This window comes from Bacillus sp. FJAT-25509, from assembly GCF_001420605.1.
Taxonomy (GTDB): Bacteria; Bacillota; Bacilli; order Bacillales; family Bacillaceae_G; genus Gottfriedia.
This window is the reverse complement of record NZ_LJIZ01000008.1, coordinates 179,938-195,171: the sequence shown is the minus strand read 5'-3', so window position 1 is coordinate 195,171 and position 15,234 is coordinate 179,938. Positions and strand designations below refer to the sequence as shown.

Below are 15,234 nucleotides of genomic sequence, written 5' to 3'. Positions count from 1 at the left end.
AAGGGGGATTAGACTATGCCTACTTCATTTAAAGCAACATTTTTACGCGTACGATTCGTATTATTGGTTGCGTTAGTAGTTTGGCTAAAAACGTATATTGTTACTCTGTTTGGATTCGATTTAAAAATTGATACAGTCTTTCAAAATGTAATATTATTTATTAGCCCTTTAGCATCCTCCTTATTTCTTGTAGGGATTGCACTTTTTTTCAAAGGGAAAAAACGTAATACGATTGCTCTTTTGATTAATTTTATTTTAACCTTGCTATTATGTGGAAACGTTTTATTTTACGGATTCTTTAATGATTTCATAACTTTACCAGTGCTGTTCCAAACTAGTAATATGGGAGATTTAGGATCAAGTGTAAAAGAACTAGCAAGCTTTAAAATTATTTTTATGTTTGTTGATATCCTTATCCTATATTTGATCTCGAAGAAATTTCCTAAATTTTCAAACACAGGTCGAGTTCCTTCATTTATGAAGTCAACTTATTATTTAATTACGATTGCAATTGCAGTTTTAAACTTAGGTTTGGCTGAAATGGAAAGACCTGAATTGCTTACTCGTTCGTTTGATCGTGAAATGCTAGTAAAAAATCTTGGACTTTATGTTTACCAAGGCTATGATTTATCACTTCAAACAAAAACTTCAACGCAAAAAGCCTTTGCGGATAGTAGTAAATTAACTGAAATTGAAAACTATGTAAATAGTAACGGCGTAAAAGCAAATGCAAAGCTTTTCGGTAAATATAAAGGAAAAAATGTTATTGTTATTTCTTTGGAATCAATGCAAAATTTCACAATTGGTGCAAAGGTTAATGGTAAAGAAATAACACCATTTTTAAATAAATACATTAAAGAAAGTTATTATTTTGACCACTTCTATCATCAAACTGGTCAAGGAAAAACATCTGATGCTGAGTTCATTATTGATAACTCTTTATATCCATTAGATCGCGGTGCTGTCTATTTCACACACGCAAATAACGAATTTATGGCTACACCTGAAATTTTAAAAGATCAAGGATATTATTCAGCTGTTTTCCATGCAAATAATAAAAGCTTTTGGAATCGAAATGTAATGTACCCTTCTTTAGGTTATGATCGCTACTTTAATGAAGTAGATTATAATATTACTGATGAAAACTCGGTAAACTGGGGATTAAAAGATGAAGATTTCTTTGAACAATCACTTCCTCTTTTATCACAAGTGAAACAACCTTTTTATACTAGATTTTTAACTTTATCAAACCACTATCCTTTCGTACTTGATCCTAAAGATCAATACATTGATCAATATAATTCTGGTGACGAGACACTTGATCGTTATGTAACGACAGTACGATATATGGATGAATCAATTAAACACTTTATTGAAGGTCTGAAAAAATCAGGTCTATATGATAATACAATTATTGCAATGTATGGAGATCATTACGGTATTTCTGAAAACCACAATCGCGCAATGGCTCAGTTCTTAGGTAAAGACGAAATTACTCCATATGACCATATGGATTTACAACGTACGCCATTTATTATTCATTTACCTAAGCAAACACAAGGTCAAACAATCTCAAAGGTTGCTGGTCAAATAGATGTAAAACCTACGATTCTTCATCTATTAGGTGTTGATACAAAAAATGATATCGAATTTGGTAAAGATTTATTTAGCCCAGATTATTCGGAATTTATTGTTTTCCGTGACGGAAGTTTCGTTACAAATAAATATTATTATGTAGCTGGCTCAAATGAATTTTATAATCGTTTAACTGCCGAAAAAGTTGAAGTTCCTGATCAAGATGCGAAACTATTAATTGATAAAGCAAAAAAAGAGCTTACACTTTCAGATAATATTGTTTACGGTGATTTATTCCGTTTCTACAGTGGCAACAAGCATAAAACAGGTACAATGAAAACAATAACTGAACCAAATCAATAAAAGGTACTTCAAAAGAACCTCACAGTCTGAAAATCAAATTTTTAGTATTTTATCTATACACCGAGAGATGCTTTTACAAGCATCTCTTTTTGTTATAATATGGTATTTATACATAAGTTTTTTTAATCAAAATATAGTGGGAGGATATTAATTGTATAAAAACTCTAAGTTATTATTTTGGACGATCGAACTACTATTATTATTCTTAGTCTTATTCGTTGGAACAAAAATATCATTCTTATTTCAACCAATTGCCATTTTAGTTAGTACTTTATTCGCTCCAATACTTGTCTCAATCTTTCTATATTTCCTATTCGCACCAATAGTTGATTTTTTAGAGCGAAAAAAAGTGCCCCGTTCAATAGGCATTCTTCTTCTCTATCTCGGATTAATCTTAATTGCTGTAGTATCTATCATTAATGTATTCCCAACCTTAACTCAACAATTTAAAGATTTAGTAAATAATATGCCAACAATTGTAAATGAAGCAACAGATAAGATTGGGCTATTAGAGAAATGGTTAGGAAGTCAAAATTACGTTGAAATTAAAGATTTAGAAAAGAAAGTTGCAGACTATGCCCTAGTATTTATCGGTGGCATAACTGGTGGAATTGGTGCGTTTTTCAATATTTTAAGTAATGTAACGTTAATCATCTTAACAGTTCCATTTATATTGTTTTATATGTTTAAGGATGGTCACAAGTTTCCAGATGCAATGTCTCGTTTTTTACCGCAAAGCTTAAGGAAAGAAGCAATTCATATTGCTAATGAAACAAGTGAAACACTGGCTTCTTACATTCAAGGTCAAACGATTGTTTGTATTTTTGTTGGAATTGGAACATTTATTGGATATAGTATTATCGGTATACCTAATGCCTTAATTTTAGCGTTAGTAGCTGCTATTACAAATATTATCCCTTACTTTGGCCCGTTTATTGGTGGAGCTCCTGCAGTGATCGTTGCTTTTCTAATTTCTCCTAAATTAGCTTTATTCGTAGTACTGATCATTTTAATTGTTCAACAAATTGATTCCAACTTAATCTCACCATATATCATGGGGAAAAAGTTAAATATTCATCCTTTAACGATTATTTTATTATTATTATTCGCTGGTAACTTTGCAGGTGTACTTGGTATGGTTTTAGCTGTGCCAACATACGCAATATTTAAAGTAGTGATTGTTAATATAACTAGAATCATCAATTTAAGGAAAAAAGCGAAATTCGCGGATAAAATTATTGATGACGATGTTGAAACAAATATCGAAATAAACATTAACAACGATAACGATCAAAAAGAATAAATAAGAGCAAGAATAATGAAGTTGGAGTGATATTCACTCTTACCACTTCCGTTATTCCTGCTCTTTCTTTTTACAATTTAAACGTCTCTCTTCCCTGCTCTCTATTTAAGAGCCATTCTTTCCTCCACAGGCCACCTGCATAGCCTGTTAGCTTCCCATTTGACCCAATAATCCGATGGCATGGAACGATGATACTTAATGGATTTCTTGCATTTGCATTCGCGACTGCTCTTACTGCCTTTGGGTTTCCTATTCGGTTAGCAATATCGGCATACGAAGCAGTTTCTCCATATTTAATCTTAACGAGTTCTCTCCACACACTTTCTTGAAAAGGAGTTCCTTTTGCAATCGATTTAATGCTAAATTCCTTCCTAGATCCATTGAAATATTCAATCAACTCATTTCCTGCATCCTTCAAAGAAGGTGGTACTATTTTTTGAATTTCGTTATTATCTTCTTTGACAAAATCAATATATGCTACTCCTTTTTCATTTCCAACGATCCTTAATATACCTAACGGAGTGTCTATATAAGCTGTATCTAATTGATTCATAAATCATTCTCCTAGATTATTTATCTATATTTGGAAAGTACTCCATTGCTTCAATACATTGATTATAACCATTCCGCTTATAAAAATTAACTCCTTGCTTGCTCGGCCAAACAATAACAAATTCGAAGTTCATTTCGCTTACCCATTTATTTACTTTGGAGATTAATTTACCTCCAATCCCCTTCCCCCGATAATCCTTTAATGTATATACATTCGTCATGAATGCAAAAGGATAAGTCACTCTACCAGGTCGGGGTACTTTTTGTACAAGTTCAATATAAATATGGGAAACAATTGTACCTTCCATTTCAGCAACCCATATATACCACTGTTTACTGTCTATTGCATTTAATAAAAAATCACGACATTCACTGTAAAATTCATTGTATTCGCTCTCTTTCATTCTTCCGGTCTCATAATCTTCCAAAGTAAAGTCCCATCTCATCTTAATTAATTGATCTATATCTTTTATTTCTGCCAATCTCAGATTCATTTTATCTCTCCTTAATCCTTTGTACCTAAAACATCAGTATTAGGTGGAATATAACCCATCTGTCGAGTCATCGCGACAATTTGTCCTTTATGATGATATTCATGTGTAATCGTATGTACTAGCAATTTCATCGGTGTGAATGATATTTCTTCATTATGATCTCTCCATGGAATTTTTCTATCAATTGGTTTATTTAATTGTTCAACTGTCATATCCAATAATTCACTTACGAATAAATCAGCTTGCTCAAATCTTGATTTAATATCATCAAGACTAATATTTACAATGTTTTCCTTTGGCGTAATTGGCTTTTTCGTTTTCAATAATATAAAAGATCCAATCCATGCGATATAACATTCAGCCATATGTAGTAGCGTTTCTCTTACACTTTGGAAACCGAACCCGTCTAATTTACGAGTAAAATCCTCTTGCTTTAATTCACCACAAAAATTTAATAATGCTTCACGATTTTCTTTTACCCATTGATATTCCTTCAGATTCACTACAATCACCTCTTAAAATATTGATTAATTAAGCTATTCTACCGAGTGGTAAAAATCACCTTTAAACAAAATAATAAAAGGTCTGCGGATATACACACAGACCTTGATTCCTTTATACAAATAACTTAAGACTTACTTGAACAATTAATAAAACAGAAACTGAAATCAATAAAATTCTAGCTAGCTTCATTGGAACAAATTCTGCAAATCTTAACCCTACTTGATTACCAACAATTGAAGCAGCAGCCATCGTCACTGCAATTTTCCATTGGAAGTGACCTGTCATATAAAATATGATGAATGCTGATAAACAACTCCCAAAATTTAATACTCTAGCTAACTGAACTGCATTAACATAAGTAAAGCCTTTTTTAATAAAATACAAGATTGCAAATGTTGAAGAACCTGGACCGAAGCCCCCGTCATAAACACCAATCCCTGTTAAGATGCCCCTATCTAGCAATGTTTGCTTTTCAACACCACTTTTATTCGTAGTTTCATAGCTCCACTTTTTACTAGCAAATGTTAACCATAATGAGCCAGCTAATAAAACTAATGCGACTATATTCATCACATGTTCATCTAACATACTTGTTACAAATGCACCTATTCCCCCACCAATGATTGAAACTAATATAAATTGAAAAATGACTGAAGCCTTAAAATCTTTCTTTTTAATTGTATAAAGAATACTACTAAACGACCCCAATCCCGAGGCAAACTTATTTGTGGCAATACCCGTTTGAATAGGAATGCCAAGAAAAATCATCATCGGAAGTGTAATTAATCCCCCACCACCTGCCAATGTTCCAACTACTGCTGCACCGATTCCTAAAATAAAAAGTAATAATAGTGAGTCCATTTTCCTATCTCCCTTTTTTACATCTCTCTTTAATATACACAAAATATTCGAAAAAAGGGAAACAAAAGTCCTCATCTTATGTAGATGATTATGGAATAGTAGGACTAAGGAGGAAAATTAAAGGGGTTTCGGGACTTTATCACTATAGTGTAGAATGCGATAAAATGTATAACTTAATTTAAGGAAACACTGTAAATAAGTGTGGGAGGAACGCAAATAAGGGAAAGGGAACTAACTATGCAATTAAATGAAGAATAGCTGCAAATAAACGGCCAACTGCAATTAAAATTCGAAAATCGCAAATAAAAATGGCAGAACTGCAAATAAAATTCGAGAATCGCAATTAAAAATAACAAAACTGCAATTAAAATCCCAAGAATCGCAAATAAGATAGAAAATTACCTATAGTGGTATAGGTATTAAAACATAATAATTGTACTAATGTAGCTAAAATTGCTCTAAGTTCACTCTAATCGGATAAAAAACGGAAAGAAATTACTAGTTCTCTATAAAGAGTGACATCAAAATCCATCACAATTAAATAATACTGACGAGATACCTCACCTCAACATAAAAAGGACATGCCCATCCGTCAATTAACCTGACTTATAGACAGCCCTCTATGTTTAAAAAATACTCAAATTATATCGCGAAGCCAGTAACTCTAATAATTTTATACCGGCTATACTATTTCCTTTTTCATCAAGTGACGGTCCATAAACACCAATTCCAAATCGGCGCGGTACCGCACCCATAACACCGCCAGAAACACCACTTTTAGCAGGAATTCCAACTTTTATCGCAAACTCACCTGATGCATTATACATGCCACAAGTAACCATAAAAGTGTTACAAATCTTTGCTACTTTTTCAGGTATAAGCTGCGTTTTTGAAATTGGATCCCAACCATCAAGCGCAAAAATAAGTCCAATTCTCGCCAATTCTAAACAGTTTACTTCGATTGAACATTGTTTTGTATATAAATCTAATAACAATTCAACATCTTCAGTAATAATTCCATGCTCTTTCATAAAATAGCAAAGCGATCTGTTCAAGTGCGCTGTTTCAAATTCTGATGTAGCAACCTCTTTCGAATAAGAAAGTTCTTTATTATCAGTTAAAATCCTCATAAAGTTTAATAATCGATGAAAGCGATCATTTATACTATGACCTTTAATCATACTTGTAACTGCCAAAGCCCCTGCATTAATCATTGGATTTAACGGCTTTCCAGCTGACCTAACTTCTAATTTTGCAATCGAATTAAACGGATCACCTGTAGGCTCCATACCTACTCGCTCAAATACAAAATCTTCTCCACGATCCATTAAAACTAAAGCTAGCGAAATTACCTTCGAAATACTTTGCAAAGTAAAACGAATGCTCGTATTACCAGCTTCAAAATGTCGTCCATCCGGCAAAAACACAGCCAACGATAAATCCTTTTTATTTGCCTTTGCAAGAGCAGGAATATAATTAGCTACTTTTCCGTACTGGATAAACTCCTTTGCATCTTCAATAAGGACTTTCAATTCCTCCATCCGGTGAACTTCTTTTTCCTCTCGAAATCCATTCTGCGTCATAAAATCACCTGTTTATTTCATTTTTAAGGGAAAGGATACTCCCAAAATCACTTTTAAGAGTATGCCTACAACAATTAACTCCCTACTTAAACTTCCCGTTTTTATTATCTACTTCTCCTACCTGATCTTCCTTCATTTCTTGGTCTTCCTGTACTTCTCGATCTTCCTACACTATCTGTTCTTTCGCCTCTTCTTGAGTTTCCAGTATTTCCTGTTCTTTCCGCTCTACCTGCAGTTCTTGATCTATCTGCCCTGCTTGCAGTTCCCGTTCTTTCTGCTCTACCTGCAGTTCCCGTTCTTTCTGCCCTACCGACATTTTCTGTTCTTTCCGCTCTACCCGCATTTCTTGTTCTTTCTTCTCTACCTGCATTTCCCGTTCTTTCCGCTCTACCCGCATTTCTTGTTCTTTCTTCTCTACCTGCAGTTCCCGTTCTTTCCGCTCTACCGGCATTTCCTGTTCTTTCTACTCTGCCTGCACTTCCCGTTCTTTCCGCTCTACCCGCATTTCTTGTTCTTTCTTCTCTACCAGCATTTCCTGTTCTTTCTGCTCTGCCTGCATTTCTCGATCTTTCTACTCTACCAGCATTTCTTGTTCTTTCTTCTCTACCTACATTTTTGGTTCTATCCGCTCTGTCCGAACTTTCTCCTCTTTCCATTTCAATTCTCTTAATTGAAAGATTAAGTTCTTTTTCAATTACTCTCATATCTTGAAAATCTTTTGGAGTAGCAAAGGTAATCGCAATACCAGTATCTCCTGCACGTCCTGTTCTTCCAATTCGATGTACATAGCTTTCTGTATCCAGTGGTATATCATAGTTGAACACGTGAGTAACACCTTCGACATCAATTCCTCTAGCTGCTACATCTGTTGCTACAAGATATTGTATTTTAGCTTCACGGAACAATTTCATAACTTTTTCGCGCTTGCCTTGAGTTAAATCTCCGTGTAGTTCTTCAGATAAAAGACCTTTTCCTTTAAGCTGTTCATTTAATTTATTAGCTCTTCTTTTTGTTCTGCAAAAAATGATAGCTAGAAACGGCTCTGCTTCTTTGATTTGATTCAATAAGGCATTAAGTTTTCCGCGATCTGTTGTTTCAATAATCAATTGTTCAATTTCATCTAGTGTAATTCTTTTAGCTTTTACTTTAATAATTTCCGGCTTTTTCATGTAACGCTTTGCAAGTGATTGGATTTGATCTGGCATTGTAGCAGAAAATAATAAAGTTTGTCTTGATACTGGAGTATGATTGATAATATCTTCTACCTCATGTAAAAATCCAATATGTAACATTTGGTCTGCTTCATCAAGCACTAGAAAATTAACTTTATCTAAATTTATTGTTCCTCGTCTTAAATGGTCTAAAAGTCTACCAGGTGTTGCAATGATTAAATGTGCACCACTTTTTAGTTTACGGGCTTGTTGTTCAACATCTTGTCCGCCATACACAGCAAGTACTCCAAAATCATCACTAACAATCCTTTTAGCCTCAGCAGTTATTTGTAGAGCCAATTCTCTTGTTGGAGCAACTACTAATGCTTGGGTATGTGGTAATTCTAAATTAATTCGTTCAAGGATTGGAAATAAGAATGCAAATGTTTTACCAGTTCCTGTTTGCGCCTGTCCTATTAAATCCTTCCCTTCAAATACGATCGGAATAGCCTTTTCTTGAATCGGAGTAGGCTCTGTTATCCCTAATTCAGTTAAATACTCAGTTAATTCCTCACTTAAACCTAAACTAGAAAATTTATTCATTATATTTACCTTACTTTCTATTTTCTATCATTATAAATAATAATGGTTGTTTCATATATTTACTCAAAAAACGACTAATCCATTGTATCACAACGTTTATTAATCTTTTATAAATAATCCTATTTAACTGAATTAGTCAATTCGATCAGATTTTTGCTCCATCAATTTATTTTTCTCAATCAATCGGTGAAATAATCAAGCCCCTGCCTATTTTTTTAACGAAATATTTCTACCTTTCCAATTTCGTATTGTTTCAACAATAAAAAAATCGGTAACCAAATAATGGTTACCGATTTACTAGTTATTCTATTACTCTAATCCAAGAGCTTGTAAAACATCATCCAATGTTTTGCCCTTATATTTCGTAGCTGCTTTTGGCGAATTATCATTCCAAGGATTTTGCATTAAGTAGTTATTGATGACATATTGCATATCTTTTGCATCAACAATACCATCATAGTTAATATCAGCATCACGCTTATTTGTACCCCAATACGTTTGGATGTAGATTGCATCTTTTACGTCTATGACATTATCTTTATTTACGTCTCCACCAGGTATATAGTCATAGTTAATTGGTTTCGATCCTGCTGTCGTTTTTCCATCTTCTTTTACGCCAATATTAAAATCTTTCGAGAATGTAAAGTGACCTGGCACGTCAATTTTAAGCGTAAAATCATCATCTGTTATTGGTAATCTTGTTCTAAATGAATATGAGAATCCTTGAGAATAACCTAACGGATCAGTTACACCAAATTCTTTACCATTTGAATCTTTCACACTAATTTTTGTACCTGCTTTATTATAATCAACTTGTTTCATTTCAGGCTCTAAACCACCAAACATCATTAATCCTTCTGCTTGGACTGATCCTCTCATAAGTGAATATGTCGGAGTAATATAGAAATATGGTTGAATACCTTGTGTCGTTACAGTCGTATTATCCACATTTGTATAAACTGCGTTAAAGAATCTACTTGAACCTGTTCCATTATAGAAGTTCATCGGTCCTTTGTAGTATAAGTCTTTTGCTTTAAATGTTAAGTCTACTAATGATACATCGCCAACAATTCCAGTGTTCGCTAAGTCACCTGTTGCCGTTGCAGTAACCGTCAATTTAGTTTTCGTAGTACTAGAAGGAGTAGTCGTATATTGAACATCTAGTTTACCTTTAAATGCAGCATTCGGTTGTACATTGACTAAATCAAGGTACTGACTTGGATAAAGGAAAGTGAATTCAGCTTTCTTCACATTTGTTTTGACATTTTTTGTAGAGAACGTAACAGTTGTTGATTCACCCATATTTATACGTTGTTTATCAGCGATTGCTGTAGTATAAGCCGTTCCTTTTCTAACAAAATATGCATCAATGAAACTACCGTAGTTTCGAACAGTTGATTTACTATAATCTGAGAAGTCGTACTCAGTAATGGCATTGACAATTGGACCAGATGTACTTAAAGGTATATCAGCATTGAAATTACCTTGTGAATCTAGTGGTATACTTTTCTCTTGAGAATTATTTGGATTATAGTAAGTAAAGTTGTTATCGCCTTGAGAAGCTTTAATACCTGCTGCCTTCATTTCGTCTATTTCTTTATCAAACACATTACCTGATACAGTAACTTTCGTGTCGGTTGGATTAGCCGTTTCGTAAATGCCTCCAGCTGTCATATTATCCATTGATACTTTTGCTTCTTTCACCCCATTGTAAACCGGTGCATCTGCAGTGAACGTTTCGCCCTTATCGTTTGTACCTACCATTCTAATTTTATATAACCCTGGGTCAATCTCTTTAAGATCATACGCAATTGGATTGTCCGGATCACCAGTTAATGGATAATATTGACCACTATTTAGAACTCCACGGAAATAATACTCAATATTTTCATCTGCTCCCATTCCGTCAGCTGATCCTAAGAATCCGATTTCTTTGTCTGTTTTTGGATCGACAAGGAAGAAATCAAAATAACGCATATGAGAATTTAATTTAAAGTTTACGCCAATTGACCATCTTGTTGCATTACTTGCCGCTTCATAAGGTACTGTAAATGCTTGTGGATTACCAGTCAAATAATCAATACCTTCTTTTACTGTGTGAATAGCAAATGGAATTTTATATGATTCATTAGGATCTTTTTGGTTTGTATATACTACATAACCTTCATATGTTCCAAGCTTTGCCGATTTAGGAATGTTAATCGTAGCATCCATATTCGCACTGCTATATTTTTTCACTTTTACAGATGATTTAACATCTAATGTAACGCCATTAGCAGTAGCATCCTGATCTGCTCTTGAGTCGCCTGTAAACCTTGCACTTAACGTTTGGAATTGTACTTTCACATCATATGTTTTATCTACTGAGCTTTTATTAAATAACGTGATTGAACGTTGATCTGTCAAATCCTTACCACTAATTCCTTGTTCACCAAAGCTCATTGCACCAGTAATATTTTTAATTTGTTTAATGCCCTTACTTGCTAAAGTAGTTCCACCATTATTACTTGCATTATCTTTTACAGTTGAAGTTTTGTCTTTTACTTGAATTTCCGTCGCTGCATGAACAGCGTCATAAGGATTTACACGTCCTGCCCCAACTTCATAAACACTGTATTTATCAGATAATGGATCCGCTGTATTCATAAGTGTTGCTTTAATATCTGAAGGAGTCATGTCTGGGTGAGCTTGCTTTAATAATGCTGCAACCCCAACAACGTTTGGAGTTGCCATTGAAGTTCCTGATAAACGTTCGTAAGCATATTGATAGTTTCCTATTTGATCTGCTCCATGCATATAAGAAGGAACAGTAGAGAATACAGATACACCAGGTGCTGTTACTTCAGGTTTAATATCATATAACACACGGGATGGACCACGTGAGCTGAATGGTGCCAATTTATCGCCCACAGTCACTGTTTGTTTCATATTACTAAAAGTAAAGTCTAAAGGTATACCTGCTGATGCACCAGTTACAGGTAATTTAGCAGCTAAAGCTTTTCCTTGTGCGTTACTCAGTAAAAATGTTGGTAGTAAGCCGTATGCATCTCCAAGATACACGTCACCTAAAGGAACATCTGCATCATATAATACAACTGCTTTTGCTCCATGCGATTTAGCTGTCGCAATAATTTGAGTAATACCAATGCTACCACGTTGGGCCAGAACAACTTTTCCATTTACATCGATTGGTACAGAATTACCATTTCCATCACGCTTAAAATAACTAGGTTCATTACCATATGATACATTCACCATTTGTAAAGTTTTCCCTTCAAAATCGGCAACGTTATCGGTTAAACCTTGAGCCGCTAACTTTAGATCAACGGATATATCGCCTGTTGAAGGATGCAATGCACCTGAAAAACTTGGAATTGTAACAGACGTGTCACTTGCACCTACTGTAATTGCTAAAGGAGCATTACCAGGAGCGCCAAGTGAATACATTCTGTCCCCAGAGTTACCAGCAGCGACAATCGCTGTTACCCCTGCAAGTACAGCATTGTTTACAGCAATACTCGTAGGATATAATGGATCATTGTAGTTTGCTCCAAGTGACATATTAATGATGTCCATGCCATCAGATACTGCTTTATCAATACCTGCCAAAATAGCTGATGTAAAACCGGAACCATATGGACCTAAAACACGATAAGAATATATATCAGCCTCAGGTGCAACACCCTCTACAGCAAAATCTGCATTATTTTTTGCTTGTCCAGCAATAATTCCTGCTACATGTGTTCCGTGCTCAGTATAGTAAGCTTCACCGCTTGACTCAAATTCAGACTCCCCAGATTTCTGCCAATCTGCATATGTCGTTTCCATTGGGTCACTGTCATTATCGACGAAATCATAACCACCTTTGAAAGCGCCTTTTAAATCTGGGTGATTGTAATCAATCCCAGTATCAATAATACCAACTTTTACACCTTTTCCTGTAAACCCTTCTTGGTGAAGTTTTTCAACGCCAGGAAATGTTACCATGGTATGTTTTGCAGCTTGACCTGTTGATGATGATGATTCGCTTATAGACGGTGGTTCTACTTGAACTTGTAAATCACTATAGACTGCTTTAACTGCATTTGATTTAAGAAGAGATTTTATTTTATTAGCTGGAATTGTCATTGCAACTCCATTAAATGCTTTTTTATATGAACGTTTAATTGAATATGGATTTTTCTTTGCTTTTATTTCACTGCTAAAAATTGTTTTTAAATCTTTTTGGAATGTTTCGTGTGAAGCATCTACTTTTGCTTTTGCATCTGCAGCTGTTAGAGTTGTACCATCTGACTCTGCTTCTAAAACCGCCGTCTGCTGTGGCTTGTCCTTAAACTCAACTATGACAGGAGTAAGCTTGTCACTTGTTTGATCGACTTCAGAAGATAATTGAAGTCCCTCTTTGTCACTTACCTTCAATTGCTTAATTGCCTCACGCTGTTGTGGAGTGAGATTTGCTAATACTTGTTCAATCTTTGAAGTTGCTTGTGCATGAACTTGTTGTGAAAAGGAACCTGGTGTCATTGTAGTACTTATAAGTCCTGTTGTTAATGCTAATGTTGTAACATTTCTAAACATTTTCTTTTTCAACTACTATCCCTACTTTCTTTTCTTAATAAGTTCATTATATTGAAACTTGATACAATTTTATTTTCTGAAAATTACGTCAAATAGTGTTTTTTTTTAATTTTCTTAATCAATCACCTCAATCTCAACTTCTTCAAATAAAATATAACAAGACTATGCAAAATTGCGCGTGGAGCTCTCCTTAATACCATTAATGCTTAATAATTGTATATACTTATTTATTTGGTCTGAAGTCGCATGGTCCTTATATCTCCAATAAATGAGAAGGCATTTATTAAATCTTTCTAAATTGCCTATTTGATTTGCTGTATAAGCCACATCCAGTAATTCATCTAAACCATTTGGTAGCTGTAAGCTTTCACACTGATAAAAAGCATATGCATAACGAAAATCCAAATGCACCTTCTGCTTTAACCATGGTTCCGAATCTATTATCAATTCTTCAATTGTATGTTGATATAAATCTAAGACTCTTTTAGCATCATCTAATCTATTCAAGCGGATAAAGGCTTCAAGAACCTTTGGTAATCCAACATATACATCCTCTCTATCTTCTAGCCAATTAAGATATTGATCTACATACTCCAGCTGTCCGTAATCTAAATAAGAAGCAAGGCGATTTCCGTTAGCTATATCAGCAAAATAATCATTTACCCCCGCATATTGTTCTATAAGTTCTAATATCTCTTCTAATGAGCCCCCAAGACGTGCAAGTGCGAAGCTTTTATACATAAGTGCTCTTCCATAATACTCTCCGTTTTTAACCAATTTACTTAATCTCTCGGCGTAGTAAAGCACCTCTTCCCATTGCTCGCGCCTATAATAGAAAGCTGAGATCCATAAATATGCTTCCATTCTAATCTTTTTCGGCATGCAAAACAGATACTCCAACACATATGTCAATGCGTGCTTACCATCCTCTGTCATTCTTAAAATATAAAAACGCCTATAATAACTAATTGCCAACAGTTCTAAAACGTCCTTCGAATCACATTCAATAATAATCTCGTACAAAAACAAAGCTTTTTCTTCTTTTCCAGCTTTAAAAAGCTCCTCTGCGACGAAGAAAATATAATTCAAATAATCGATTTGAATCGTAACTGATTTTTCAGTTGTCATAACATGTAACAGATTTTGACAGTGTTCCTCGTAACCATAAGTAAAGCATTTGAATAAAAACTGTATGCTTTTACGCTTGTCCAAAATTTGTTCTTCATTAAAGCACTCCTCATAAAAATATGAATAAAGTGTACCTTCCTCCAACCCAATAGCTTTTGAAATGGCATCCAAATATTTTAGTGTGAGTGAGCGTTTATGATTAAAAATACGACTTATTTCACTAATATGAATACCTGACTCCTGAGCCAAATCAGTTTTTGTCCAGCCTTTCTCTAGGCATTTACATTGAATTTCTTTAAATAGAGCTGCGTTCATTCTTCTCACCTACCAATTTTCTTCTTATTTATTTCGGCTCTTTCCCGAGCGTTATAAGTGCCCCATCCTCTTAAAGCTATTTAATTACAATTTCATTATAACGAGACTTGATATAATTTTATTTCTGAGAAATTTAGTCAATTTGTTTTAATCGTTAATAACATTTGATTATTAGAAGAAATATCAAAAAAAATGGCTCTCCATTAGTCACATAGCGACTTATG

General features: G+C 34.2%; 10 protein-coding genes. 2 read left to right on the top strand and 8 right to left on the bottom strand.

Annotated elements, in window-relative coordinates; translation table 11 throughout:
- Positions 1 to 15 precede the first annotated feature (15 nt).
- Both AN960_RS06065 and AN960_RS06060 read left to right on the top strand, forming a co-directional pair.
- Positions 16 to 1,938, top strand: a complete 1,923-nt coding sequence (locus AN960_RS06065) for an LTA synthase family protein (protein WP_056468302.1) — start codon at positions 16 to 18, stop codon at positions 1,936 to 1,938.
- Between the two features lie 151 nt (positions 1,939 to 2,089).
- The gene (locus AN960_RS06060) at positions 2,090 to 3,241 is read left to right on the top strand and encodes an AI-2E family transporter (protein ID WP_082459387.1); all 1,152 of its coding nucleotides are present in this window, start codon (positions 2,090 to 2,092) and stop codon (positions 3,239 to 3,241) included.
- A gap of 70 nt (positions 3,242 to 3,311) precedes the next feature.
- Here the strand turns inward: AN960_RS06060 and AN960_RS06055 are convergent, their stop codons facing one another.
- The 8 genes from AN960_RS06055 to AN960_RS06020 all read right to left on the bottom strand — a co-directional run bounded on the left by AN960_RS06055 (position 3,312) and on the right by AN960_RS06020 (position 15,010).
- Positions 3,312 to 3,794: a methylated-DNA--[protein]-cysteine S-methyltransferase gene (locus AN960_RS06055; protein WP_056468301.1), complete on the bottom strand. Its 483-nt coding sequence runs from the start codon at positions 3,792 to 3,794 to the stop codon at positions 3,312 to 3,314.
- 16 nt (positions 3,795 to 3,810) lie between these two features.
- On the bottom strand, positions 3,811 to 4,287 hold the full coding sequence (locus tag AN960_RS06050) for a GNAT family N-acetyltransferase (protein ID WP_056468298.1): 477 nt from the start codon (positions 4,285 to 4,287) through the stop codon (positions 3,811 to 3,813).
- Positions 4,288 to 4,298: 11 nt separating this feature from the next.
- Positions 4,299 to 4,790 carry a DinB family protein gene (locus AN960_RS06045; RefSeq protein ID WP_056468294.1) on the bottom strand — a complete coding sequence of 164 codons (492 nt, stop codon included), beginning with the start codon at positions 4,788 to 4,790 and terminating at the stop codon, positions 4,299 to 4,301.
- A gap of 112 nt (positions 4,791 to 4,902) precedes the next feature.
- Positions 4,903 to 5,652 carry a sulfite exporter TauE/SafE family protein gene (locus AN960_RS06040; RefSeq protein ID WP_056468291.1) on the bottom strand — a complete coding sequence of 250 codons (750 nt, stop codon included), beginning with the start codon at positions 5,650 to 5,652 and terminating at the stop codon, positions 4,903 to 4,905.
- A 626-nt stretch (positions 5,653 to 6,278) separates the two neighbouring features.
- Positions 6,279 to 7,235 (bottom strand): glutaminase A, encoded by a 957-nt coding sequence (glsA, locus tag AN960_RS06035; protein ID WP_056468289.1) that lies wholly within the window; start codon positions 7,233 to 7,235, stop codon positions 6,279 to 6,281.
- A gap of 104 nt (positions 7,236 to 7,339) precedes the next feature.
- Positions 7,340 to 8,989 (bottom strand): DEAD/DEAH box helicase, encoded by a 1,650-nt coding sequence (locus AN960_RS06030; protein ID WP_056468286.1) that lies wholly within the window; start codon positions 8,987 to 8,989, stop codon positions 7,340 to 7,342.
- A 309-nt stretch (positions 8,990 to 9,298) separates the two neighbouring features.
- Positions 9,299 to 13,579, bottom strand: a complete 4,281-nt coding sequence (locus tag AN960_RS06025) for a S8 family serine peptidase (protein WP_056468284.1) — start codon at positions 13,577 to 13,579, stop codon at positions 9,299 to 9,301.
- A gap of 150 nt (positions 13,580 to 13,729) precedes the next feature.
- Positions 13,730 to 15,010, bottom strand: a complete 1,281-nt coding sequence (locus AN960_RS06020) for a helix-turn-helix domain-containing protein (RefSeq protein ID WP_056468281.1) — start codon at positions 15,008 to 15,010, stop codon at positions 13,730 to 13,732.
- Positions 15,011 to 15,234: the final 224 nt, after the last annotated feature.